General features: G+C 58.9%; 21 protein-coding genes and 1 pseudogene. 4 read left to right on the forward strand and 18 right to left on the reverse strand.

Annotated elements, in window-relative coordinates; translation table 11 throughout:
* Nucleotides 1-153: 153 nt before the first annotated feature.
* Entirely contained in the window at nt 154-891 is a 738-nt protein-coding gene (locus tag A3M7_RS43850) for a TetR/AcrR family transcriptional regulator (RefSeq protein ID WP_049823277.1), read from the forward strand.
* Nucleotides 892-984: 93 nt separating this feature from the next.
* Here A3M7_RS43850 and A3M7_RS0108520 read toward each other — a convergent pair whose 3' ends face one another.
* Nucleotides 985-2001: an NAD(P)-dependent alcohol dehydrogenase gene (locus tag A3M7_RS0108520; protein WP_027543544.1), complete on the reverse strand. Its 1017-nt coding sequence runs from the start codon at nt 1999-2001 to the stop codon at nt 985-987.
* A 310-nt stretch (nt 2002-2311) separates the two neighbouring features.
* Between A3M7_RS0108520 and A3M7_RS43855 the strand changes: the two genes are divergently transcribed.
* The gene (locus A3M7_RS43855) at nt 2312-3169 is read left to right on the forward strand and encodes an IclR family transcriptional regulator (RefSeq protein ID WP_049823278.1); all 858 of its coding nucleotides are present in this window, start codon (nt 2312-2314) and stop codon (nt 3167-3169) included.
* Nucleotides 3170-3300: 131 nt separating this feature from the next.
* Here the strand turns inward: A3M7_RS43855 and A3M7_RS43860 are convergent, their stop codons facing one another.
* The 6 genes from A3M7_RS43860 to A3M7_RS0108560 all read right to left on the reverse strand — a co-directional run bounded on the left by A3M7_RS43860 (nt 3301) and on the right by A3M7_RS0108560 (nt 11097).
* On the reverse strand, nt 3301-4374 hold the full coding sequence (locus tag A3M7_RS43860; protein WP_084301879.1) for a nitronate monooxygenase family protein: 1074 nt from the start codon (nt 4372-4374) through the stop codon (nt 3301-3303).
* A gap of 40 nt (nt 4375-4414) precedes the next feature.
* Entirely contained in the window at nt 4415-5272 is an 858-nt protein-coding gene (locus tag A3M7_RS43865) for an SDR family NAD(P)-dependent oxidoreductase (protein WP_063629430.1), read from the reverse strand.
* Between the two features lie 225 nt (nt 5273-5497).
* The gene (locus A3M7_RS0108545; RefSeq protein WP_027543545.1) at nt 5498-7051 is read right to left on the reverse strand and encodes an acyl-CoA synthetase; all 1554 of its coding nucleotides are present in this window, start codon (nt 7049-7051) and stop codon (nt 5498-5500) included.
* Nucleotides 7052-7418: 367 nt separating this feature from the next.
* Nucleotides 7419-8399 carry a tripartite tricarboxylate transporter substrate binding protein gene (locus A3M7_RS0108550; protein ID WP_063629427.1) on the reverse strand — a complete coding sequence of 327 codons (981 nt, stop codon included), beginning with the start codon at nt 8397-8399 and terminating at the stop codon, nt 7419-7421.
* A 294-nt stretch (nt 8400-8693) separates the two neighbouring features.
* The gene (locus tag A3M7_RS0108555) at nt 8694-9674 is read right to left on the reverse strand and encodes a nitronate monooxygenase family protein (protein WP_027543547.1); all 981 of its coding nucleotides are present in this window, start codon (nt 9672-9674) and stop codon (nt 8694-8696) included.
* Between the two features lie 499 nt (nt 9675-10173).
* Nucleotides 10174-11097: a LysR family transcriptional regulator gene (locus tag A3M7_RS0108560; protein ID WP_027543548.1), complete on the reverse strand. Its 924-nt coding sequence runs from the start codon at nt 11095-11097 to the stop codon at nt 10174-10176.
* Between the two features lie 281 nt (nt 11098-11378).
* Here A3M7_RS0108560 and A3M7_RS0108565 point away from each other — a divergent pair, with 281 nt between their 5' ends.
* On the forward strand, nt 11379-12011 hold the full coding sequence (locus A3M7_RS0108565; RefSeq protein ID WP_027543549.1) for a glutathione S-transferase family protein: 633 nt from the start codon (nt 11379-11381) through the stop codon (nt 12009-12011).
* A 152-nt stretch (nt 12012-12163) separates the two neighbouring features.
* On the opposite strand, the gene A3M7_RS0108570 is transcribed toward A3M7_RS0108565, so the two are convergent.
* The 4 genes from A3M7_RS0108570 to A3M7_RS51210 form a co-directional block, all read right to left on the reverse strand.
* Nucleotides 12164-12628, reverse strand: coding sequence for a MaoC family dehydratase (locus A3M7_RS0108570; protein WP_027543550.1), 465 nt, complete (start codon nt 12626-12628; stop codon nt 12164-12166).
* A 127-nt stretch (nt 12629-12755) separates the two neighbouring features.
* The gene (locus A3M7_RS0108575; RefSeq protein ID WP_156936839.1) at nt 12756-14180 is read right to left on the reverse strand and encodes a Rieske 2Fe-2S domain-containing protein; all 1425 of its coding nucleotides are present in this window, start codon (nt 14178-14180) and stop codon (nt 12756-12758) included.
* A 35-nt stretch (nt 14181-14215) separates the two neighbouring features.
* A complete protein-coding gene (locus tag A3M7_RS0108580; protein ID WP_027543552.1) occupies nt 14216-15418 on the reverse strand; it encodes an ABC transporter substrate-binding protein in 1203 nt (400 codons plus the stop codon).
* Between the two features lie 309 nt (nt 15419-15727).
* Entirely contained in the window at nt 15728-15862 is a 135-nt protein-coding gene (locus tag A3M7_RS51210) for a transposase (RefSeq protein ID WP_371090128.1), read from the reverse strand.
* Here A3M7_RS51210 and A3M7_RS48375 point away from each other — a divergent pair.
* Nucleotides 15838-15977 (forward strand): annotated as a pseudogene (locus A3M7_RS48375) (hypothetical protein); the annotation flags it as partial. The gene A3M7_RS51210 and the pseudogene A3M7_RS48375 sit on opposite strands and share 25 nt — an antisense overlap.
* Before the next feature lie 60 nt (nt 15978-16037).
* On the opposite strand, the gene A3M7_RS0108585 reads toward A3M7_RS48375, so the two are convergent.
* From A3M7_RS0108585 to A3M7_RS0108615, 7 genes are all read right to left on the reverse strand, one after another.
* Nucleotides 16038-17147: a branched-chain amino acid ABC transporter permease gene (locus tag A3M7_RS0108585; protein WP_156936840.1), complete on the reverse strand. Its 1110-nt coding sequence runs from the start codon at nt 17145-17147 to the stop codon at nt 16038-16040.
* The gene (locus A3M7_RS0108590) at nt 17144-18010 is read right to left on the reverse strand and encodes a branched-chain amino acid ABC transporter permease (protein ID WP_027543554.1); all 867 of its coding nucleotides are present in this window, start codon (nt 18008-18010) and stop codon (nt 17144-17146) included. The genes A3M7_RS0108585 and A3M7_RS0108590 overlap by 4 nt, the downstream gene beginning before the upstream one ends.
* 7 nt (nt 18011-18017) lie before the next feature.
* The gene (locus A3M7_RS0108595; protein WP_027543555.1) at nt 18018-18722 is read right to left on the reverse strand and encodes an ABC transporter ATP-binding protein; all 705 of its coding nucleotides are present in this window, start codon (nt 18720-18722) and stop codon (nt 18018-18020) included.
* On the reverse strand, nt 18719-19432 hold the full coding sequence (locus A3M7_RS0108600; protein ID WP_027543556.1) for an ABC transporter ATP-binding protein: 714 nt from the start codon (nt 19430-19432) through the stop codon (nt 18719-18721). The genes A3M7_RS0108595 and A3M7_RS0108600 overlap by 4 nt, the downstream gene beginning before the upstream one ends.
* Before the next feature lie 81 nt (nt 19433-19513).
* Nucleotides 19514-20839 (reverse strand): ABC transporter substrate-binding protein, encoded by a 1326-nt coding sequence (locus A3M7_RS0108605; RefSeq protein ID WP_084301921.1) that lies wholly within the window; start codon nt 20837-20839, stop codon nt 19514-19516.
* A gap of 81 nt (nt 20840-20920) precedes the next feature.
* Nucleotides 20921-22711: an FAD-dependent monooxygenase gene (locus A3M7_RS43870; protein WP_049823299.1), complete on the reverse strand. Its 1791-nt coding sequence runs from the start codon at nt 22709-22711 to the stop codon at nt 20921-20923.
* A 35-nt stretch (nt 22712-22746) separates the two neighbouring features.
* The gene (locus tag A3M7_RS0108615) at nt 22747-23649 is read right to left on the reverse strand and encodes an intradiol ring-cleavage dioxygenase (RefSeq protein WP_027543558.1); all 903 of its coding nucleotides are present in this window, start codon (nt 23647-23649) and stop codon (nt 22747-22749) included.
* Nucleotide 23650: the final 1 nt, after the last annotated feature.

Raw genomic sequence — 23650 nt, forward strand, 5'->3', positions numbered from 1 at the left:
CCCCTCGCCAGAGATCTTTGTTGGCTACATTCATTCGGTGCTGACGGGAATTAGATAACGAAACGGCGCACCAAAGAAATTGCAACAGGTAACAGCGTAGTCGGCGATAGCTAAAGACTATCCACATACGCGAACTCAAGAGAGTAATACACTTTGGCAGAGAACCTCTTCAAAGAGCAAAGCTCGAAATTCGTCAAGAAGCGTCGGCGCCAGCAACGATCGATCGATACGCGGGAGCGCATTCTCAAAATCGCCTATTCCGAGTTTGCTGAAATGGGTTTTGAAGGGACTTCGACGCGCGTCATCGCGGCGAAGGCAGGCGTTCATCACCCGTTGGTCACTTACCATTTCAAGAACAAAGAGAACCTTTGGAAGGCGGTAATGACAACCGTCGGGGCAGATTTCACGGCCGCATGGCAAGCTCGGATGGCCGGGTTGAACGACGTTGATGACGTAACCAAGCTTCGGCTGATCCATGAGGATTTCGTCAGATTTGCAGCGGCGAATCCCGGCTTCCACTGGTTGATGGCAAACGAAGGCGACCGATCAACGAACAGGCTTCGCTGGGTTGTCGAAAATAGAACCAAGCCTTTCTTTGCGATCATCACCGGCCTGATAAGGTCGGCGCAGAAAGCTGGCCGGTATGTTGAGGGTGATCCCCATCACCTCCTCTATCTCTTCATCGGCGCCGTAACCCGGATATTCATGCAAGCTGCAGAAGTCGAAGCCGTGACCGGTCAGTCGCCATTTGCTCCAGCATTCGTCGAGAAGCACGTTGCGACCTGCTGCGCGCTCTTCTTTCGGGACCGGCCGACATCGGCGCGCCCCCGAAGCAGTCGGCCGAAAACGCCCAAGAGGCCTTCGCGGTCAAACGGCTCGAATGCTGAATAGGATGAGACCTGCTTCAACACCACGACCGATGTGAACACCAGCCAGGCGACCGCCCCACCGCACTGGATGTTGGTTTCTCACGCTTTCCGCGGGCTAAGTGGGCTTCGGAAACTCCACAATAATCTTGCCGAAGTGTTGTCCGCGCTCCATCAGATCGAGAGCATCCGGCACTTCATCAAAGCTGAAGGTTCTGTCTATTACCGGTTTCAGCCTGTTGCGACCGACAGCTGCTGACATCCGCTCAAACATCCGGCGATTTCCGACCGACAATCCGATCACGTGGAGGTTCTTGCTGTACAAGCTCGGGATGAAAATCCGCTGATCGAACCCCGAGAGCATGCCAATGACAAGAATATTGCCGTCTACCCCGGCGGCTTCGATCGATTGCTGGAAGGTCTCCTTTCCACCGACTTCGATGATGTGGTCGACCCCAGTGCCAGCCCACTTCGCCGCGGCCTTTCCCCATTCCGGGGTCGCGATGTAGTTGATGGTATGGTCCGCTCCGAGTTCTTTTGCCCGCTCAAGCTTGTCGTCGCTTGATGAAGTGACAATCACTCCGGCTCCGGCGAGTTTAGCCATTTGCAGGGCAAACAGGGACACGCCGCCGGTCCCCTGGACCAGAACGGTGTCGCCAGGTCGTATCTTTGCTTCCTCGTAAAGCGCTCTCCACGCGGTGAGCGCGGCGCATGGAAGTGTTGAAGCTTCCCGAACATCCAGGTGAGCCGGAATCAGGCTGACGGCTTCAGCATCGACCAGCAGGAATTCCTGAAGCACGCCAGGATGGGTACCACCAAGGGCAAGCCGGCGATTGCTGGCTGTTGGTCTTCCATCCAACCAGCCCGGGAAGAACATGGGGCAAACCCTATCGCCGATCGAAACGCGACTTACCCCCTCTCCGAGGGCCACGATCTCACCAGCACCATCGGAAAATGGAATCAATGGCAGATCGAACTTTCCTCCCGTTCCCTTCACGGTTAGCAGATCGCGATAGTTCAGGGACGCTGCCTGCATTCGAACGACGACTTGGCCGACGCCCGCAGTAGGCTGCTCGGCCTCATTGAGCCGCATCCCGCCGATCGACCATTCCTGCGCTACTTGCCATATCTTCATCGAGCTGCTCCATCCAAGGTGACCACGAAGTTCTGCGACAAGCCACACCTTGCTCTGAACCTCCGCGCTCCGGTCAACGATTGCTGCGGACAATATCGAATTCCAAGCTCAGCGCGGCGGCACGTACCGCGCAGCTTCATGGCTTCTCATGCCCGCTCGACTAGGCCGACACGTCGCAAATGCGCTGTATGTCACCCTTGCAATATTTTGTCCATATGGCAAGTATAACCATAAGGGATGCGCGCCAAGAAGAGCCGGAAACGCGCTCGCGCGCCGGACAAGTTGGCGCGAATGCGGAGGAAATCAGAGCATGTTGAACCAGCATCGCGCGTTGGTGACAGGGGCCACACAAGGTACCATTGAAGTCGTCTCGCGCTCATTCGAGGTACTACGATGCTTCAACGGCCTGGATGTTCGCCTTGGTAACGGAGATCTATCAACGCGCTGCGGCTTGCCCAAGTCTACGGTGTCGCGCCTCACACAGACGCTAACCAGAATGGGGCTGCTCGTTTATCTTAGCGATGAAAAACAATATCGCATCGGGCCAAGCGCGATATGCATGTCTCTTGCCGCGACGAGAAATCCGAACCGTGAAGAACACATTCATTCAATCCTGAATGACGTTGTCGCGAAAGTTCCCGGCACGATCACCCTAGGTATTCCTGACCGTCTCGATATTGTTATAATCGAGGCGGCAACGGTTGCGTCTCCACTTCACCTGAAAGCCCAAAGAGGCGACCGGTTTCCCATCACCAGAACGGCCGCAGGTCACGCCTACGCCGCGGTCATCGATCCTGACCTGGCGGATGATCTCCTGCTCCAAATTGTTCGGAACGCTCCGAACGAGGCCGAGCGACTGCAATCTGGACTCGAGCAAAACCGGCTTGCGCTAAGGGAGTGCGGGTACGTTATCGGTCGCGGCCTATTCAGGACCCATTACAACGCAATCGCCGTTCCCTTCTGGTGCTCGCTCTACAATAGCTACCTCGTTCTCTCAATGACTGTGCTCGCAACGGACTATGACAAGCAACGCCTGCGCGACGAGATCGCGCCCTTGATGATTCGATCGACTGCTGAAGTGGAGCGGCTACTCGACGGTCTTGAGCCAAAAGCGACCACCAGGAGCAATGTTCAAGTCGCCATAATGAGCCATGACCGACGCAAATAACGCACGCTTGCTGGATTTTGCAGCCGCATTGATCGATTACAGGATGTCGTCGGTGGCGACTGCCTCACCGCGAACTCGGCACCGTTGATGCCAGCCCTTTCGCAACTTCACCCAGCCCACCTGTTGCTGCTTCATCGCATATTGTTAGTCCGTCGCGTTAAATAGCGCGACAGCGATTTCTGCCCCGCACGCTCAACTTTCATCGATTGATCAGCGGGAGGCACAAATACATCCCCTCCGTTTAGATTACCGAACCTGGTTACCGCCAGCGAGTACTCTTCGCGCATTCTAGTCACGAGATCATCAACACGCGGTGCATCAGTGATCGTGCCCAGGCCTTGTCCAGCCCCCCATATATCCTTCCAGGCCTTCGCCTTTGTGTTGCCTCCAGATCCAAAGTTCATTTTGGATTTGTCGGACACTGGAAGATTCTCGGGATCCAGGCCCGCAGCGATTAACGAAGGCGCGAGATAATTACCATGAACACCCGTAATCAAATTCGTATAGACTATGTCCGCCGCATCATGGTCCACTAGCATACCCTTATAACCGTCAGACGCGTTCGCTTCTTCCGTGGCTATGAAGCGCGTGCCCACATACGCAAGATCCGCCCCCATCATCTGCGCAGCAGCAATTCCGTAGCCATCAGAAATTGCCCCAGACATCAGCACGGTCTTGTCGAACCATTGCCGCACTTCGCGTACTAACGCGAACGGAGACAACGCACCTGCATGCCCCCCGGCCCCAGCACAAACCAGAATCAGGCCATCCACGCCGAGCTTGGCAGCACGCTTTGCATGCTTGATGTTGGTGACATCGTGAAATACTAACGCGCCATAAGCGTGCGCCTCCTCTACGAGCCACTCGGGTAATTGGAGACTAGTTATGATTATCGGCACTCTGTGCTTGACGCAGAGTTTCATGTCAGCACGCAGCCGATCGTTGGTCGGATGGCAGATTTGATTAACTGCAAAAGGGGACACTCGACGATCGGGGTGGACCTGCGCGAACTGCTGCAACTCGTTACTTATCTGATCAAGCCAGCCATCCAGCGCTTCTGCGGGACGCGCGTTCAACGCCGGAAACGACCCGATGACCCCCGCCTTACATTGCGCGATTACCAGCTCCGGTCCAGATATCAAAAATAGCGGCGACGCCATCACAGGCAGCGCCATCTTACCCGACAGAATTGATGGAATGGTCATTTATTCCCTTTGATTTTTTAACCGCTACTTCGTTCGTTCACTAGTCCGAACCCTCGGCGCTCGTTTCGCCAGATCTCCGCCGGTACTCCCTTCTTTCCGGTGCTACCTCGCTGAGGTCGGCACCAAAGTTCGAATTCCACCACGGCGACGTCTTAAAGGGGCGAACATCGATTTCGTGCGTCCAACATGAACGATGTTGATGCGCAATGTGCCAATAGGTTTCCGCAAGTTGAGCCGGGATGATCAACTCATCTCGGCCATTGCCCTTTTCCTTCAGAAGCTTTTCGAACGCTTCGCCTTTCAGCAGCACTCGACCTAACGTATCGGGCGACTCTACAGGCCCATCAACGAGAATGTTGGCGATATGAATCCCCTTAGATGAGAACTCCGCATTGAGACTCTGCGCGAGCATTCTCCGACCGCCCATGGCGGCGCCGTGCGACAGCTGACCCGCGTTTCCTCTGACTGCCGATGTCGCCGTTGTGATAAGAAGGCAGCCGCGACCGCGCTGCTCCATCCTTGGGATCAACGCTGATGCGAAACGGAACAATCCGAAATTCGCGAGTCTCCAACCGAGCTCAAACGTCTTGTACGGTGTATCTGCGAGCGAACGATTTCCAATTTGCGCACCAAGGTTGAACAGGCCCACTTCGATTGGACCAATCGTCTCTTCAACGCTCTCGATTGTGTGCTCAATGGTGCCTTCTTCGGCGGCATTAATCAAAAATCCTGTCGCAGCTCCTCCGGCGTCCCGGATGTCGGTCAAAAGTTCATCTAGGGCCGCGCTGTTGGAGCGGCGAACGAGTACGGCGTGATATCCACCCGCAGCGAACCTCTTGGCTACGTGACCGCCGATGCCGCGCCCCGCACCCAGCACGAGTGCTACCTTCTTTGCCATGGTGATGCTCCTCGTCACACACTGTGTCCTGGAATTATACCGCCCTATCACCTCCACGAGATTACCGCTTCGCATACACCTCATTCAATTCTGAATGATTCGCAGATTGGACGATGGCAAGTGGCCTGAGCTGCGCTTGGCCAAGTCCGCGTTAGTTGAGAGACCGATATCTGTTTGGAAGCTAGACCGTCTGTTTCAGTTAAGGCGCTGTCGAGAACTCCGCGCCTAACGTGGTTCATCGGAGCTTGTAGCCGCCTTGAGCCAATACCGGTCTCGAAGGTCTCGTTTAACAAGCTTACCAGCCGGCGTTCGGGGCAGCATAAGCTCGAAATCGATGCTGCGCGGGCATTTTATCGGTGACAAGTGTTGACGACAGTACTGGATGAGCTCAGCAGACAACTCTGCACTCGCTCTCGAGGGATCAACCAGCTGAACAACAGCCTTCACCTCTTCACCCATCTCTCCATGCGGAACACCGAATACCGCAACGTCGGCAACCATAGGGTGTCCGATCAGCACATCCTCGGTTTCCTGCGGATAGATGTTCACGCCTCCTGAAATTATCATGTATGATAATCGATCGGTGAGATACAGGAATCCGTCTTTATCGAGATAACCAATATCACCGAGCGTCGACCACCCTCGATCATTATAAGCATTCTTCGTCTTCTCAGGATCATTATGATAGACGAACTGAGGGCCCTCGGCGAAATAGATCTGACCTATTTGCCCTGGCGGCAGTTCGCAGCCGTCGTCATCAACAATTTTGACTACCCCCACCATTGCCTTCCCTACGGTGCCCGGATGGGTCGACCACTCCTGCGAAGTCGATACACAGATTCCGTTCCCTTCCGAGCCGGCATAGAACTCAACAAGTATTGGCCCCCACCACTCGATCATTTTCAGCTTGATATCCACCGGACAGGGAGCGGCCGCATGGATTGCGATTTGTAAGGAGGAGACATCGTGACGATCGCGAATCTCCTTCGGGATCTTCAACATCCTCACAAACATCGTCGGCACCAGTTGGGAATGCGTCGCCTTGTACTTGTCGACCGCTTCTAGGTACTTTTCGGCGTCGAACCGCTCCATGATAACGGATGTGCCACCAAGTACGATTGTCATCATGTTGAAGCGAAGCGGCGCCGCGTGATAGAGCGGCGCCGGCGACAGGTAAATGGTATCAGCCCCCATCATATATACGGTTTCGCTCAGTTTCTTCAGAAAGCGGTTAGCGACCGTGATAGGATTCCCTTCAAATGGACGCTTGATACCTTTTGGCTGCCCGGTCGTCCCCGACGAGTACGGCATATCATAGCCTGCGACCTCGTCGGCGATGGCTGTCGATGGCTGCAGTGCAGCTTCCCCGTCCCATGATCGGAAGTCGTTTGTCGCGTTCCCCAATGTAAAGAACAGGACACCGGGCAAGTTGGCATGCAGCGGCTCGACGAGAGGTCTGTATTTTGGAGATGTGATGAACAACTTCGCCGCACAGTCTCTCAAGATATGCCCCACCTCATCCTGAGTAAGGTGGCAGCTGATGGGAGTGTAATAGAGGCCTGCACGCTGGGCTGCCCAACAAATTTCCATGAAGGATAAGCAATTTTCCATCAAGAGCGCTATGTGATCACCCGCCTTGATTCCAAGAGATCGAAACAGATGAGCTCCGCGATTGGACCGTTTGTCGAGATCTCCATAAGTCATCGCATCATCAGTATGCGCCATTCTGTAAGCGATCTTGGCTGGATTCTGCAGCGCGTGCACTGAAGGGTGCGTCATGATTTTCCTAAGTTAGCGAAACATTCACTTTCTCAACAGGCCAACGCGGCAACCGCGCCAAGCTAGAATAGGACTCTCTCCTTTTAACTCACCGGCACCTCAGCGCCTCCGAAGAGCGGGACAAGACCTTAGGTCTCTGAAACCTCGGTCCGCCAGGAGCCTCGCGTTGGGTCGTAGCCAAAGCGCGAGAACGGTAGGGCCGTGACGGCAACCAGCTCCTCTGAACAGACTTTATATTCCGACCTGACGGCACGCGTTATTCATTGTTGTTAGGGGGCAAGTCAGATGGGTACTAACCGTCAAGCGAGTGGGACTGGTCGAGCGAGCTACGGCCCGGCCGGCCAATCCTGGCGCCCGGCGCCAACCTCTACTGCTTTCCTTCTGCGGCCTCCTTCGCCAAACCGATCCAGATCGGCGCTTCCCGATTGTACAGATCGCGCGTCGCCTCCAAATCCATCGGACCTTCGTCGATGCCGAAGGTCTGAAACATCGTCTTGGCCTTCTCACTATGGGCAGCCTGAAGGATCAGTTTCGACAGCCGCTCCACGATCTCCGGTGGCGTCGCCTTTGGAACGGCGCAACACTGATAGGTCATCAATGCAAACAGGGGAGAGGTGGCGCCCTGTTCGGCAAAGGTCTTGACGGCGGGTAGCGTCGCGAGGCGCTTGCGCGGTACGGCGATCGCCTGGCCCGTGCCGGTCTGCAGGACCGGCTGCGCGCCGACGAAACTGCCGACGCCCCCGTCGATGGTCTCGGCGACCACATCCGTCCACATCGGCGCTTCGCCGCGATAGTGAGCGGCTTCGATCGCAAGGCCGTACTGCTTGTTGAGCTCCATGATCGTCAGATGCGCCGGCGATCCGATCCCGAATGTCCCCAGCGTGACCCTTTTCGCCGAGCGCGCGTAGCGGACAAATCCTTCGAGATCGGCAACGTTCAGTCGCTTGCGCACGATCAGCGGTAATCCACCCGTAGGCATCGCGGCGACCAGTTCGAAGTCCTTGTCGGTATCGTAAGCGAGCTCCTTTATGAGAACGCGATTCACCGTCATCGCGCCCGACGTATTGAACAGCACCGTATGACCGTCCGGCGTCGACCGCTTGACTTCGGCGGCGGCGATCGCGCCGAGCGCGCCGGGCTTGTTTTCGACGACGACCGGCACACCGGTCTGGCTTCCGATGAACTCTCCATACATTCTTGCGAAGAGGTCGGTCTGCCCGCCTGCGGCAAATCCGACGAGGATCTTGATGTTCCGCTGCGGCCACGTCGCCGGCGCGGCGCGTGCGATCGCTGAGGAAGCGAGAGCAGAGGCCGCAGCCCCCAAGAGCGATCTTCTGTTCAGAAACATTTCTCCCCCGGGGCAATATCAAAATGGATCGTGGTTCGTCCCCGCTATCGCTGCTCCGGAGCGGCTAGGGCTCCGAGACGTGACGCTTTCCCCGCGCTGGCGCGCACGAGCGCCGCCGCGTGCTATTGCGACGGGTTGGCGTTTGAACCTGCGACATAGGCCGGGCGCTTCTGGATGCGATCGAGACAAGGTGCTGCTCTATCGCTCCAACGCAGCCGCCGGTACTATCGTATCTGGGTAAAAGGGACCACCTTTTACGGATTCGAAGACTCGCTTCGATGCCAACTCGGATAACTAGCATCCCGTGATCGAACGGCGAAAGAATTCACCGCTCGCCTGCACGTACTCAGACTTCAACCGATCCACCACGACTGCGGCTGGCGGAACATCTAAAATCTGGCCGACCCCCTGACCGGCTCCCCAGATATCCCGCCAAGCCTTCGGCTTCTCGGTGCCTGCCGAGCCGAAATTCATTCCGCCTCGCTCAGCCTTCGGCAGGTTCGTTGGATCAAGCCCGGCGGCCACAATGGACGGCGCAAGATAATTGCCATGCACGCCCGAGAAATAATCCGTGTAAACGATGTCCTGTGCTGCAAACTTTGTCAGCGCCTCCTTGTAGGGCGACACTGCATTTGCCTCTTGCGTCGCGATAAAGCGTGTCCCGATGTATACCAAGTCAGCTCCCAGCGCGAGAGCGGCGGCAATTGAAGCCCCATCCGCGATAGCTCCTGAAAGCAAAATCGTCCCCTTGAACCATTGCTTTACTTCCCGCACGAGAGCGAATGGCGACAACGTTCCGCCATGCCCGCCAGCTCCCGCCCCGACCAGAATAAGGCCGTCAACGCCCTGCTCCGCGGCCTTGTGAGCATGTTTGACACTGATGACGTCATGAAAGACGAGACCTCCGTACGAATGCGCCGCCTGGACAATTTCGGACGGCGGCCGGAGGGAAGTGATGATGATGGGCACTTTGTGCTTCACACAGACCTCCATGTCGGCTGCCAATCTGTCGTTTGAAGGTAGGCAGATCTGATTCACGGCATAGGGAGCGACACGTTTTCCTGGGTTCTTGACTTTATAGTCCTCGAGCTCGTCTTCAATCCTGCAAAGCCACTCATCAAGTATGCCTGCAGGGCGGGCATTCAGAGCAGGAAACGATCCTACGATCCCCGCCTTGCATTGCGCGATGACGAGTTCAGGGTTGGAAATGATGAACAACGGCGCCCCTACGACGGGCACCTCGAGCTTGTTTAGAAGAGGCGCAGGAATAGCCATCTCATCTCCTTTCAGCTAGGCTGACGTGTCGTTGACCGCTGCGTGCCCTCGCTTCTTCCGATCAAGCTCGACCCGATGCACGCTACTAACCACACGTCGAGAAAGCGTCGGCCGACTAACGTTAGGCGACGCCCCCCAATGTCTCTACCTATCTCGCGCATCGTTTCTTCCGCAGCTGCGGAATCCGCATCATCTACTTCGGTCAAAGCGTACGGAGCATGTGCGGCTCCCGCTACGCAATTTTGCTGTGGAGGCCATTCACGCTTGAATAGCCCTTAGCGCCATGAGTTTCACCGCCCTGCTCTGCTTGCCCCTGGCATCTACGTCTGCTGCAAACGTGACGCGGAGGAATTGGACGGCCCGGACAGGCACGACCATGACGAAGTTGATAAGGAGACTGAGAGCTTAAGAGGGACGTAGATTCCGGCGCGCTCGTCTGGTCCGGCGCTCAGGCGCTCCTACGAGCTTCAGGCGCGGCCAGTCTTTCTCAAGCGACTAACTATGTCGACGAACCTATTGCGCCTGCCAGCCAGGACTTTGACTTTGAAAATTCCGCCTCAAGAAATCTCCGAAAATCACGTGATTGCTTCCTGAGATCGCTTTCACGCCTGCGAAGAAGCCAAATTCCCAGCGTCCCGGTCTCTTCAGTCAGGACTTGCACGAGCCCCTCGGCACGGGCGAAAGGAATCGCAAGACACGCCAATCCAAGCCCCTCGGAAGCGGCGGCGTAGTGATTGATCATGGGCGTCACGCGCGTGACCAAACGATGATCGATTACTTCGTCGAGAAGCCCGAAGATCCCCGATCGCCGAACGACCCTACGGTACGCCTCGTCGCGCTTCCATGCGATCGCATAGTGACCCGACAGATCCGCCAACGATCGCGGAGCGGACCTGATCCGTAGGTACTCTTTCGACGCAAATATCCCAAATCCAATCTGCCCCACGCGCCGGCCAACAAGCTCATCGCTCCCCGGATCGCCGATCCGCATTGCGAGATCCAGATCACGATCGACCAGATTCTCCACCGCAGCCGTCGATGAGATCTCAACCTGTATTTTCCGACTGCCCGTCTGGTACTTCTTAATTCGCGGGAGCAGCCAATGTTTGGTAAGCCCTTCTGGTGCAGAAATACGTACTACCGCCGATCGTCTTGCGACCTTCGACCTGAGCTCCGTCTGCACCGCTTCGAAAGCCGCCACCATTTCCGCCGCCGATCGATGAAGATCCTGCCCTTCCGACGTCAACTGCACACCTGACGAAACCCGAAAGAACAGAGGGGCGCCAACAACTTGCTCGAGTTCCTTTATTCGGCGACTCAATGTCGGCTGACTCATGCCCAGGGTTTGGGCGGCACGACTGACGCTGCCGCAACGCACAACAGCGACAAAAAGTCGAAAGAGATCCCAGTTCGTTTCGATCACGACCGCCTCGCCCAGCTGGATTGCCGTCGCTTGTCCGTATATTTAGCACTCGGACGACTTTGATGTCTGCCTCCAAATCTCGAATTTTCATTCAAACCGCGCAGAACTCTTCAGTTGGCGATACCCTGTAATTCTCTTTGGATATCCGTAGTCACATCCATTCACGTAACTGCGGGCCTATTCAATTTTGAAGTACCCCCATTTGATTTGTCTCGATACCTTGGGGTTCTGGCAAAGCTCCGGTGAGCAAGACGGTCAACTGCAGACTCGGTGTCTCTAAAATGAAACTGTACACGGTGCCTCTGGCGCCAAATCCGACCAAGGTGATGCTCTACATCGCAGAACGAGCGGCTCTGGGAGTGGAGATGGGCATCGAGCAAATCACTGTAAATACAGTGAAAGGGCGACATAAAGAGCCGGCCCATTTGGCGCGAAACCCGTTTGGAACGCTCCCAGTGCTTGAGGTCGAGGAAGGGCGCTTCATTCTGGAATCGCACACCATCATGGAATATCTTGACGAACGCTATCCCGACGGAAACATGCTGGGCTCGACCCCAGTGGAGCGTGCATTCGCGCGCGACTTAGAGCGGATTGTAGAGTTACGAATAGCGACTCATATGGGCACCTATGGGCATATGGTGCGATCACCCCTCGGGCGAGCCCCCGACCCAGAAGGCGCCGGCGTAGCATTGCGCGCCATGCAACCGGCCATGGATTACTTAGAAACTCTTCTTTCGGATGGGCGATCGATGCTCCTGGGTGAGCGTGTCTCTATGGCGGATTGTACTCTACAGGCATCTCTTCAGTTCATGAGGTATATTGAGCAGGATATCCTCGGTGAGCGCCCCCTGCTGCGAAAGTGGGATGCCGGTTATCGCGACGGTGCCGCTGCGCGCGCCGTTCTGCGATGGTGATGTACACCGAAGAGCTCACTCGCTCCACGCCAGATCGCCTAGTCCTGTAACCATGTTTGGGCTAGCCCACTTGCGTGGCTCTGGGCCGCACTCGCTCGCCTCACACTCCAAGCATCGGACATGAAACGAGGGGCTGGGGGCGGACACGACATTCAAAGCGGCGGAGGATCTGAAAAGTAAAAGATAGCAAGCCAATCGGCCATGACGGCAGGCTTATCGGAGCCATCTATCTCGATAGAGACATTGAATTTAACCAAGTACTCTTTGGAATTTCGCTCGGCCACATCCATGAGCCTGAACCGTCCTCGTACGCGCTGTCCAGACTTGACGGGCGTCACAAATCGGATCCTGTCGAAGCCATAATTGACTCCCATGACCCGTCCCGCCACAGCTGGTAGGCAGTCTTTCCCCATTGCTCCGATAAGCGATAATGTGAGGAACCCATGAGCCACGGTACGCCCAAATGGCGTATCCGCCGCTCGAATGAGATCAACGTGGATGAACTGCCAATCCTCTGTTACATCCGCAAAACGATTAATTCGCTCCTGATCGATCTCGAACCACTTTGAGATACCAATTTCCTGCCCAACCAGACCGATGTACTGCTTCAATTCCATTCTATTTACATCTCGCCAAGTTATCTGCGGTCAGCATAACTCCGCCTTTTGCGATCCTCATTCCGGCTCGTCTGAACAGGGGCGTATCCGGCCTATGGTTCAGCAAGGGCCAGATACGCGAATGCTCTTAGATAACAAGCGGAACATCTGCAGCTGCAGCTGTTCCAGGGAGCGCTTGCCGAGCCGACTTGGTGAGCTCCTTCCAATCTGAGTTCGGTGGCGTGCGAACCGACGCAGAACGGACACGATCCAGCGCGACATCATCGAGGTTTGCCGGCGCCTGACCACTGTCGCGAAACTTTGTCGCGGCGTTGACTAACTGACGGCGTACCGTGACGATCATAGCGTCAGATGTGCTCAGATGCTCTTTGGTCCGGTCGTAGATCGGCTCACCTGCGTCGTTTGTCATCAATTCGGTCATAGCCCGATCTTGGAGATTCCCCGAGAATGGAATACCGCAGAACATGGTCTCCTCCTGGACTCTCAGATCTCGGCCATAGTCGTTAGTCTTGTTGAACTTTGTCATGAAGTAGGAGCGCGGATCGTTGGTTCGCTCGATGAACCCACCAACTTCGTCGAAGGTCTTGGCGTATTTCGCGATCATCTCATTTGAGAACGCCTGCACAGGATGTGCAGCGTGAGAGATCAACATGGAATGATGATCATCCACGGGGACATGAGAACGCAGATTGATCGTACCATCCCCAATCGTCACCATCGTATGAAACGGAAAAATGAATTGATTGATTCGGTGCCACTCGTTGCCATCGGGAAGGATGCGCTTGGCGGAATAGAAAGCTCCATATTCGGTGGGTGCTACGTCCAGAATCGGAGGGCGTCCTGCGGGATTCCAGAAACCCCGGATGCCCTTTTCAGGTTTTGGGCTATCTTCGTGAAGGCGGCGATGCACCCAATCTAGATGCGCGGAATCTATGTCTCCTTCCAGGTTTTGAAGCCAGTTTGCTTCTTCCATCATGATCGATGGTTCTGCGACGTGAGCCTCCGGCAAAAGGTTCACTTCAAACTCGGGGAACGGCGGCGGCTCGGGTCGATCGCCCAAGTAAACCCAGATCATGCGGTTGACTTCATGGCAAGGGTACGCCCTCGCTTTTATTTTCGAGCAGAATTGGTCTCTGCGCTCGGGCTGCTCCGTCGGAGTGTCGAGGCACTTTCCTGAAGTATCGAATTTCCAGCCGTGATATGCGCAACGGAGTCCACCTTCCTCATTGCGCCCGAAATACAAGCTCGCGCCCCGATGCGGGCAATATTCCTCGAGCGCTCCCATCCGACCGCTACTGTCGCGAAACATCACCATCTTTTCGCCGAGGAGCATCATTCGCTTTGGTGGACCGTCGGGCCTGGGGAACTCGGACGACGGCAGTGCAGGAATCCAGTATTGGCGCATCAGATCGCCCATCGGCGTCCCTCTGCCGACCCGGCAGATCAGTTCGTTGTTCTCGCGTGAGAGCATGGCCGCTTCGTCCCTTAGATAATGAAATTTATTTTCATTTTTGTGTTTCACATGATTGCGCCCGTTCAGAGCAATAATCAAGTGCCGCGAACAAAGGATGTGCCCGTAGGATTGAGTCAGTCCGAGCCGACGAGCTCTCCAAATGGCACCCAATGCCCCGACGCGAAGCGCTGCATTTGGAATTTGTCTATGACGTTGTAGTTCGCCGGCGCCGTTGAGACGGTAACGCCTGGCAGCAGCATCGGTACTCTGACTTTGTCTAAGTTAGACGCAATCCTTAGAAGATTTTCTCCCGATAGATCTGAACCTGCTTTTTTTAGAATATATTCTGTTAGATACCCAGCGTAATACCCAACGAGATGACTGGTGTCGTCCAGGTTGCGACTTGGTAGATATTCTTTGAACCACGCAAGGTATGCCTTTGTCTCTGGATCATCTTTCCACCGTTCATCAAAAGGGTCCTTGCTGTAGGCAGTCGAAATCACGCCTTCCGATTGTTGAAATCCCGCCGGTTTAATCACCGACTCAACTCCCGCGCTTGTGCTTGCGATCAGATGGACGGGCTTCCAATCGAGTTCGTAACGTATGCGTATGTGCATCGCGCCGTATTTTTGCGTCCCGGCGAAATACAACACGTTCGCACCGGAAGCCTTAGCCGTCACCATTTGAGTCTGAATCGTGGGTGCTGAGAGTTCGAAACTCTGTTCACTTATTATCGCAGACTTCTTGGCGCCCAGCCCCTCCTTGAATCCTGCAACGAAATCTCTGCCAAGATCATCGTTCTGATAGATGATCGCGATCTTGGGATCTGTCACCGCGCTTGCCGCGTAACGTCCCATTGCGCGCCCTTCCGCCTCATAAGACGGCAGGAGCGGTATGGTCCAAGGGCTCCCTTTAGGATCAAAGAAACGCTTTCCACCACTGACGACAAATAGTTGGGGCACTTTTCTCGCGTTTAAGTACTTTTGGACTGCGGCATTAGTGGGCGTTCCGAGCGATCCCACCGTAGCAATGACTTCGTCGCCCTCGACGAGCTTCCTGGTCATCTCGACCGTCTTCGGCGGGCTATAAGCGTCATCGAGCGAGATCAGCACAACTTTGCGCCCGTTGATGCCTCCGCGCCGATTGATGTACTCGACATAACCCGACATCGCATATCCGACGGCCGATGCGGCGGATACTGGCCCGCTGTACGGCTGCGTCTGACCGAGCTTGATCTCAGACTTGGTGCCCGCCTCGTCCGAGGCTCGGGCGAACGACGCAGTTGCGAATGTCAACGCAGTAGCGATGACCGACATCAAGAGATGATTTCTTTTCACAGCATCCTCCCCAAATTCGGGCAATTTCGCCCTTGCGCTGTTTTCTGCGCATTCTTGTTGATCGGCATCTGGCCATGTTCGTCGCGGACAGAAGGCCGAAATTCGCGCGCTTTCGTGAACCGTTGGCCTCGTCTCGAGAGAAGACCGCCCGATCGAGCACTCCGATCCGCTTCACAAAAACGGAATTCTATTTTGCTTTTGGGTTTAAGATAGAACGCGATCCAGGGTAACAGCAACACTAATTTGACCGTATTGTAAATTTAGTTTGCGCCGCGAAGACTTGACTTCGGACCGTATCAACCAAAGGCATCAGGGTGCGGCGGAGGCGCCCATCCAGTCCGCCAGTGCCCACACGTGGAGGTCGATGCCTTCACGCGGGTAGATGTCGCTCTGACGATGAAGCGGCAGGTGCAGGCCGTAAGTACTCGGTGGCAGCCAGCGCAGTCGGACGNCCGGTCGAGGTTCAAGCCTATGACGATCGCATCGTGATCCGTCAGGATGGACACATCGTTGCCCAGCACCCGCGATCCTTTGGCCGCGGCGCTACCGTCTACATCCTTCCCAACGAAGGACTGACGGCGCTTCTGAATGGACGAAGCTACCCGGTACAAGGTGGTCATTATGGCATTGGACCGGACTCGCTGCGGCCGAGCCGGCGCTGGGTCGGGAACGGTTGCAATTGCCAGCGTCGAGCTGCTGCGCCCCACACGCCGTTGGGCATGAACAGCATGATCAGGATGGCGAGCGTACCGAGCACGACCAGATAGAGACTGCCATATTGGGCGAGATAGGTGACGAGCCCCCACAGCAGGAGCACGCCGACCATCGGACCTTCGATGGTGCGCACCCCGCCGATCACGACGATGAAGATGACGTAGGCGGTCCAGTCGGTGACGCTGAAGGCCGCATCCGGCGAAATACGCGCCTTCTGCAAATAAACCACGGCGCCGACCATACCCGTGGCGAACGCGACCGCGATCCACAGCACGTGGCGAGTCCGTGCGGTGCGGACGCCGACGCTACGCGCCGCCGCTGCGTTGTCACGGCTTGCGGCCAGCGCAAGGCCATGGTGCGAGCGCATGAAGGCGTAGATGCCGAGCGTGACCAGCACGGCGAGCAACAGCGCCAGCCAGTAAACCAGCACGTCACGCGCGGCCGCCGGGCGCAGGCCAAGCAGCGCCTGCACGGCCTTCAGCCCGACCATCTGCGACAGTTCGCCCGGCGAGATCGACATCCCGGTGCCGCCGCCGAGCGACTTGAACTGGGCGCAGATCAGGCGGAGCGCTTCGGCGGCGACCCAGCTGCCGATCGCGAAATATGGCCCTTCCAGCCGGAACAGCAGCGGCCCGAGCGCCGCCGCGACCAGCGCCGCGAACAGTCCGGCCAGCAGGATCGCCGCGACCGGATCGAGCCCGGCCGTCACGATGCCGGCAAACAGCGCATAGGCGCCGAGCCCGACAAAGGCCTGCTGCCCGACCGATACCAGCCCGCCCCACCCGGCCAGCACGTTCCAGAGCTGTGCCAAAGTCAGCATGGTGAAGACGAAGATCAGGTCCTGGATCAGGTTGCGCGAGGCGATCGCGGGCAGCGCTGCCAGCGCCACGATCAGCGCGATGCCGACCACGGCCGCGACGCGCGACAGCCGTGTGCCGACTCGAACCTGCCACACCGGCGCGTTCGCCGGCCGCTGCTCGCGGCTTGCCCGGATATGGATGCTTTCGACACTCATGTCCGCCTCGCCGGGAACAGCCCGCGCGGACGCACCATCAGCACGACAAGGAAGGCGAGATGGCCGGCCAAGATCTGCCATTCCGGATTGATCCTCCCTCCGATCGCCTGCGCCAGCCCGAGCACGATGCCGCCCGCCAGCGTCCCCCACAGGCTGCCGAGCCCGCCGATGATCACCGCCTCGAATGCGTAGAGCAGCCGCGCCGGTCCGATCGACGGATCGAAGTTGGCGCGGATACCGAGCACAACAGCGGCGATCACCGACACTGAGAGCGACAGTCCGACCGCGATGGCGTAGACATTGCGCGCGTTGACGCCCATCAGCTGCGCGATCGCGGGATTGTCCGCAGTGGCGCGGAAGGCGCGGCCGAGCGAGGTGCGATAGAAGATGAGCTGGAGCAGCGCGACGGCGGCGACCGCCGTCACCAGCGCGGTCAGCGGCGCCAGCCCGACGCTCAGGCTGGGGGCGAGCGCCACCGACGAGGACTCGAAGGCGCCTGCCTGCAGCCGGCGGCTGTCGGCGCCGTAGCCGAGCAGCAGTCCGTTCTGGATCACGATCGACAGGCCGAAGGTGACGAGCAGCGGCGGCAGGATGTCGTCGCCGAGCACCCGCTCCAGCACCAGGCGCTGCAACACGAAGCCGAGCACGAACATCGTGATGACGACCAGCAGGGATGCAGCCGCAAGCGGCAGACCGAGCGCGGTGGTGGCGCTGAGTACCAGGTAGGCGGCAAGCAGGATCAGGTCGCCATGCGCCAGATTGACCAGGCGCATGATGCCGAAGATCAGCGACAGGCCGAGCGCGAACAGCGCATAGACGCCGCCGAGCAGCACGCCCTCGATGATGGTGTCGAACCCGCTCATCGCTCTCTCATGCTCCGAAATAGGCCGCGCGGATCGTGCCCTGATCGACATCCCTTGGCCGTCCGCTCAGCGTCACCCGTCCCTCCTGCAAACAGTAGAAGCGATCCGAAGCCCGCAATGCGCGGGCGATGTCCTGCTCGACCAGCACGACGGCGGTACCGCCAGAGCGGATCTGCGGCAGCATGCGGTAGATGTCCTCCACCACGATTGGCGCGAGGCCGAGGCTGATCTCATCGCACAGCAGGACCTGTGGGTTGGACATCAGTGCGCGGCCGATCGCCACCATCTGTTGCTGCCCGCCCGACAGGGCTGTGACGGCGCCGCGCCGCCGCTCCTTCAGCACCGGGAACATCCGGTAGACCGCGGCGAGATCCCAGGGCGCACTGCGTTCGCCGCCATAGGCGCCGATCAAGAGGTTCTCCTCGACGCTAAGCGAGGGAAATAGCTGGCGGCCCTCCGGCACCAGCGCGAGGCCGAGCCGGACGATGCTGGCGGCGGACGCATCGCCGATCGCCCGTCCGTCGAGGCGGATCGCATCGGGACGGTTCTTCACCAGGCCCGCCAGCGATTTCAGCATGGTCGACTTGCCGGCGCCGTTGGCGCCGATCACCGCGACCGCCTCGCCCTCGTTCAGCTCGAAGTCGATGCCGAACAGCGCCTGGAAGTCGCCGTAGAACGCGTCGAGCGCCGTGACATTGAGCAGCGCGGTCATGCCGGCACGCCCATATAGATGGTCTCCACCTCGCGCGAGCGCATCACCTCGGCTGGTGCGCCCTGGGCGACGACCTTGCCAAAGTTCAAGACGACCAGCCGCTGCACCACCGCAAGCAGCGCGTGCACCACGTGCTCGATCCAGATGATGCCGATGCCTTCGGCATGGATGGTGCGGATGGTCTCGACCAGTTCGTGGCATTCGGCATCGGTGAGGCCGCCCGCGATCTCGTCGAGCAACAGCGTGCGCGGCCGGGTGGCGAGCGCCCGCGCCAGTTCGAGTCGCTTGCGATCGAGCAGCGGCAGGCTGCCCGCGAGCCGATTGGCCTTGGCTTCGAGGCCGGTCAGATCGAGCATGCGGCCGCAATGCTGGATCGCATCCGCCTCCGACAGGCCGCCGCCGAACAGCGCGGCGACCGCAAGGTTCTCGAACACCGAGAGATGGTCGAACGGTTGCGGGATCTGGAACGAGCGCCCGATGCCGGCGCGACAGCGTGCCTCGGGCGACAGACCCGTGATGTCGACGCCATCGAGAACGATGCGGCCGGCATCAGGCCGCAGCAGACCGGCGATCAGGTTAAACAGGGTCGATTTGCCGGCGCCGTTTGGCCCGATCACGCCCAGCGCCTCGCCGGAAGACAGCGTTAGATCGATCGCGTCGGCAACGACGATGGCGCCGAACCGTTTCGAGATGGCATGGAGTTCGAGCATGGTTCGCCCACATCTGGTTTCGGCGGAGAATGATGCGCAGCAACGCCACGCATCCTCCTTCGATGAAGCAACTGGCTTGCGCTAACTCAGCGCCTGCATGTCGCCGCCGAGCGGAATCTGCGGCGCCAGCTTGTTGTCCGTGATCACCATGTTGTACTTGTCGCCGCTAAGCCGCCACTGGCCGCCGACCAGCGGCGTCTTGGCGATGTTCTTCGCGGCGAACGGCGGCACGGCGCTGGAGCCGAACGCGATCTGGCCGACGATCGTATCGAGCCTGGTGGCGCCGATCGCCTTCGCGAGCGCCGCGCCATCCGCTGGGTCGCCGGAGCGCTTGATGGCGTCGATCGCGACCTCGAACAGCGAATGCACGAAGCCGATCGGCTGGGTCCATTGCTTGCCGGAGGTCTGCTCATATCCCTTGGCCAGATCGGCGGCGCTGACGCCGCTGAGGCTCGATTTGTAGGGATGCGTCGGCGTCCACCACACTTCGGTGGAAATGTTGTTGCCGCTCTTGCCGAGCGCCTGCACCGACGCCGGGAACAGTAGCGCCTTGGCGACCGATACGACTTTCGGTTTCAGCCCCTTCTGCCGCGCCTGGTTCCAGAACGTGGTGAAGTCGGGCGGGATGATCACCCCGGTGACGATCTCGGCATCGGCACCACGAAACGCCGCGATCTGCGAGCTGAAATCATCGGTGAGGTTCTGGAAGCGGCCGGGATCGGTGAGCTTGAAACCCTGCTTGGCCAACACGGGCGGGAAGCCGATGGTGGTGTCACCCCATGCATTGCCGTCGGCATCGTTGGGAAACAGCGCGCCCACCGACTTGTTGGTCGCGACCTGGCTCCACATGCTGGTGAAGACACCGATCACGTCCTCCAGCCCCCAGAAATAGTGGAAGGTGTATTCGAACGGCTTCCAGCTCTTGGGATCGCCCGGATTGGCCTGCCGGCCGATGAAGTTGGTCTGCCACGGTGCCACGCTCGAGATGCACGGCACCTGCTCGAGCTCGCACTGCGTCGCCACCGGATTGTTGGTCTCGGGCGTGGCGCCGACCACGATCAGCCCGACATTGTCACGGGTGATCAGCTCCTTGGCGACGTCGGCGGCGCGGTTCGGATTCGACTGACTGTCTCTTGTCACCACCTCGACCTGATAGGTCTGTGATCCGACCTTGACGCCATCCTTGACGAACTTTCTGAACTCACCAAGCACGAAATCGTCGGCTTCGGCAAAGGCGGCCAGCGGACCGCTCCTCGGCGAGACATAGCCGATCTTGATCGGCTTGTTGGCCGCCCGCACCGCCGGCGCGAACAAAGTCGTCGTGCCTGCGGCTGTGAGCCCACCGGCGATGCCCTGCAGCACACGGCGGCGATCGAAAGACTTTATGTTCAATGGGTTGTTGGTCATTTTCCCCTCCCTGGAGGCAAGCCGGTCTTCAAGCCGGCTGCCGTTCATTCCGTTCTCGAAAATTATCCGCGCAGCGTCGCATCACGCGGCCGCCACGGACTTCGCCTGCGCCCTCGCGCTACGACCGAGGATCTGGTCGAATACGTCGAGCAGCACGTCGGGGGCATTCACTACCGCCTCTCTGGCGCGCCAGGCGACATACATGTCGGGCCGCACCAGCACACAGCCGTCCTCGTCCACCTCGCTCTGGCGGTACCAGTCGGCATAGATGTCGAGCGCATCGCAGCCTTGCGGGCCGATGGTGACGACATTGACGGGCAGGCCATAGGCCTTCTCGACCGCGGCTGCGGCCGCCTTCCAGCCGTCGCCGCCGATCCCGGTGAGCAGCGTAAAGCGGCCCTTGCCGACAAGATCGAGCGTCGATTTGCGCTGGCCCTGATGCTCGACCCAGACATGAGGCAAGTGCGCGCCGGGCCAGGTGGTGGCCTGATAATAAAGTTCGTGATCGCGGCTGAACGCCGGCATCGGCGTGCCGTCGGACACCACGGCGGTCGAGCCATAACGCTGGTTCATCTCGACGCCATGGCAGTTGAACTCGTAGCTCTTGTGGGCGATGGCCTCATAGAGCTTCTTGCGGCGCGCCTTGCCCTCGGCGGTCGGCGCCTTGCGCGCGGCAATCGCCTTGCGGGCTTCGGCTGGATCGGTCGAGGCGACGAGGCCCACGGCCTCGAAGATCGGCGGGAAGTCGCCGATGCTCTTGTTGGCCCGGGTTACAATCTGCTTGCCGACCGGTTGGCGCTCGGCCGAATAGGTCTTCAGCAGCGACGGCGCGGCGTGGCCCTCGAGCACCAGCTTCAGCTTCCAGCAGAGATTATAGGAATCCTGGATCGAGGTGTTGGAGCCGAGGCCGTTGGTCGGCGGATGGCGGTGCACGGCGTCGCCGACGCAGAACACGCGGCCGGACGCGTAGTGGCCGGCATACATCTCGTTCACGGTCCAGGTCGAGGTCGAACGGACCTTGACCTCGAGCGTCTCGTCGCCGACGAGATTGCGCACGATCGAGACCGCCTCGTCATTGGTGAGCTTGCGCTCGCCCTGCTCGATATCGTAGCCCCAGATGATCAGCCATTCGTTCCACGGCCGCACCATGCGGATCAGGCCGGCGCCGATGCCGCCGATCTCAGCGCCCGGCTGCAGCACCCAATAGAGTACACTCGGCCTGTGCGCGACGTATTTGCTCAAGTCCGCCTGCACGATGATGTTCATACTGCCGGCGCGGCCCATCTGACCTTCCATCGGCAGCCCGATCACCTCGGCGACCCGGCTGCGGCCGCCATCGGCGCCGATCAGATATTTCGCGCGGATCTGGTAGGTCTCGCCGGAGAGCCGATTCTTCACCGTTGCGGTTACGCCATCGGCATCCTGCACGAGGTCAACGAACTCGGTGTTGAAGCACAGCGAAGTGCCGCGCTGGCCGGCGGCCTCGATCAGGATCGGCTCGAGCAAATTCTGCGGCAGGTCGCAGATCCGGGTCGGGCTGGCGAGATCGTAGTCCGCCTTGCGCGAAGGATGATTGCCCCAGGAATAGAGCCGGCCGAACTCCTCGCCGGCGAGACTTTCGCAGAACACGTTATTGGCCATCAGATGCTGCGGCGTCGCCTGCGCCACCGCCTTGTCCTCGAGGCCGAGATCGCGCAGCACCTCCATCGCACGCTGGTTGGTGATGTGGGCGCGCGGCGTGTCAGCCAGCCAGCCATATTTCGTCACCAAGATGTGCTTGACGCCGTACATGCCGAGCAGCGCGGCCGCCGTCGCGCCGGCCGGGCCGCTGCCGACGACAAGCACGTCGGTCTCAACAGGTTTGCTGGTCATCATCCTCTCCCTGGTCGTGTTGTTAGTTGCGATCGTCATTCCGCGGCCATCATCGGCCGGGGCACCAGCCCTGCGCCGGGCTTCATCTGGAAGTCGTAGGTCATCAGGTGCCACGGGCCGGAGATCCGCTCGCCGTTCGGCAGCGCCGGCTCGCTCTTCGACTCGACCCGCGCGATGAGCTCGTCCTTGACGCCGAACACCACGTCACTGCGCAGATATTGGTCGCCATCGAGGAAGACGTGGGTGATCAGCGGCTCGTAGCCGTCGGCCTTGACCAGGAAGTGCACATGCGCGGGGCGCATCGGATGACGCTGCGTGGCGGTAATGAGATCGCCGACCGGGCCGTCGGTCGGGATCGGATAGCTGCACGGCAAGATCGTGCGGAACGAGAAGCGGCCGTCGGCATCGGTGACGAAGCGCGCGCGCAGCGACGGGCCGTGGGTCGCGTAATCGGCCTTCTGCGAATCGTAGAAGCCGTCGTCGTCGGCATGCCAGACGTCGATCTCGGCACCGGCGAGCGGCTTGCCGGCGAGGTCGGTGACCCGGCTCTGCACGAACATCACTTCACCGTCGATGCCTTCGGAGATATTGGCACCGTGCGGCGTAACGCGGTGCTCGCCGACATAGAACGGGCCGAGCACCGTGGTCTCGGTCGCGCCCTCGCGCTCGCGGTGATCGACGGCGTCGACCAGCATCGAGACGCCGAGCACGTCGGAGAGCAGGATGAATTCCTGGCGCAGCGGCGTGGAGGTCTGGCCCGTGCGGGTCAGGAAATCGATCGCCTGATTCCATTCCTCGAAGGTCAGTTCGGTGCGGCGCACCAGATCGTGCAGCGATTTCACCGTCTCCTCGATGAGGAACTTGAGCCGCTTGTTCGGCGTGTTGGCGAAGCTGCTGATCACCTCGTCAGTGAGGTTATGCTCGTTGAAATTGGCCATG

It is taken from the genome of Bradyrhizobium sp. WSM2254, assembly GCF_000472645.1.
In the GTDB taxonomy this organism is placed as follows: Bacteria; Pseudomonadota; Alphaproteobacteria; order Rhizobiales; family Xanthobacteraceae; genus Bradyrhizobium; species Bradyrhizobium niftali.

What these genes read in the sequence shown, in the direction of transcription:
- A3M7_RS0108520 (WP_027543544.1), bottom strand. Translation starts at nt 2,001, where the DNA reads ATGAAGATATGGCAAGTAGCGCAGGAATGGTCGATCGGCGGGATGCGG.
- A3M7_RS43855 (WP_049823278.1), top strand. Translation starts at nt 2,312, where the DNA reads ATGTTGAACCAGCATCGCGCGTTGGTGACAGGGGCCACACAAGGTACC.
- A3M7_RS43860 (WP_084301879.1), bottom strand. Translation starts at nt 4,374, where the DNA reads ATGACCATTCCATCAATTCTGTCGGGTAAGATGGCGCTGCCTGTGATG.
- A3M7_RS43865 (WP_063629430.1), bottom strand. Translation starts at nt 5,272, where the DNA reads ATGGCAAAGAAGGTAGCACTCGTGCTGGGTGCGGGGCGCGGCATCGGC.
- A3M7_RS0108545 (WP_027543545.1), bottom strand. Translation starts at nt 7,051, where the DNA reads ATGACGCACCCTTCAGTGCACGCGCTGCAGAATCCAGCCAAGATCGCT.
- A3M7_RS0108550 (WP_063629427.1), bottom strand. Translation starts at nt 8,399, where the DNA reads ATGTTTCTGAACAGAAGATCGCTCTTGGGGGCTGCGGCCTCTGCTCTC.
- A3M7_RS0108555 (WP_027543547.1), bottom strand. Translation starts at nt 9,674, where the DNA reads ATGGCTATTCCTGCGCCTCTTCTAAACAAGCTCGAGGTGCCCGTCGTA.
- A3M7_RS0108565 (WP_027543549.1), top strand. Translation starts at nt 11,379, where the DNA reads ATGAAACTGTACACGGTGCCTCTGGCGCCAAATCCGACCAAGGTGATG.
- A3M7_RS0108570 (WP_027543550.1), bottom strand. Translation starts at nt 12,628, where the DNA reads ATGGAATTGAAGCAGTACATCGGTCTGGTTGGGCAGGAAATTGGTATC.
- A3M7_RS0108585 (WP_156936840.1), bottom strand. Translation starts at nt 17,147, where the DNA reads ATGAGTGTCGAAAGCATCCATATCCGGGCAAGCCGCGAGCAGCGGCCG.
- A3M7_RS0108590 (WP_027543554.1), bottom strand. Translation starts at nt 18,010, where the DNA reads ATGAGCGGGTTCGACACCATCATCGAGGGCGTGCTGCTCGGCGGCGTC.
- A3M7_RS0108595 (WP_027543555.1), bottom strand. Translation starts at nt 18,722, where the DNA reads ATGACCGCGCTGCTCAATGTCACGGCGCTCGACGCGTTCTACGGCGAC.
- A3M7_RS0108600 (WP_027543556.1), bottom strand. Translation starts at nt 19,432, where the DNA reads ATGCTCGAACTCCATGCCATCTCGAAACGGTTCGGCGCCATCGTCGTT.
- A3M7_RS0108605 (WP_084301921.1), bottom strand. Translation starts at nt 20,839, where the DNA reads ATGACCAACAACCCATTGAACATAAAGTCTTTCGATCGCCGCCGTGTG.
- A3M7_RS43870 (WP_049823299.1), bottom strand. Translation starts at nt 22,711, where the DNA reads ATGACCAGCAAACCTGTTGAGACCGACGTGCTTGTCGTCGGCAGCGGC.
- A3M7_RS0108615 (WP_027543558.1), bottom strand. Translation starts at nt 23,649, where the DNA reads ATGGCCAATTTCAACGAGCATAACCTCACTGACGAGGTGATCAGCAGC.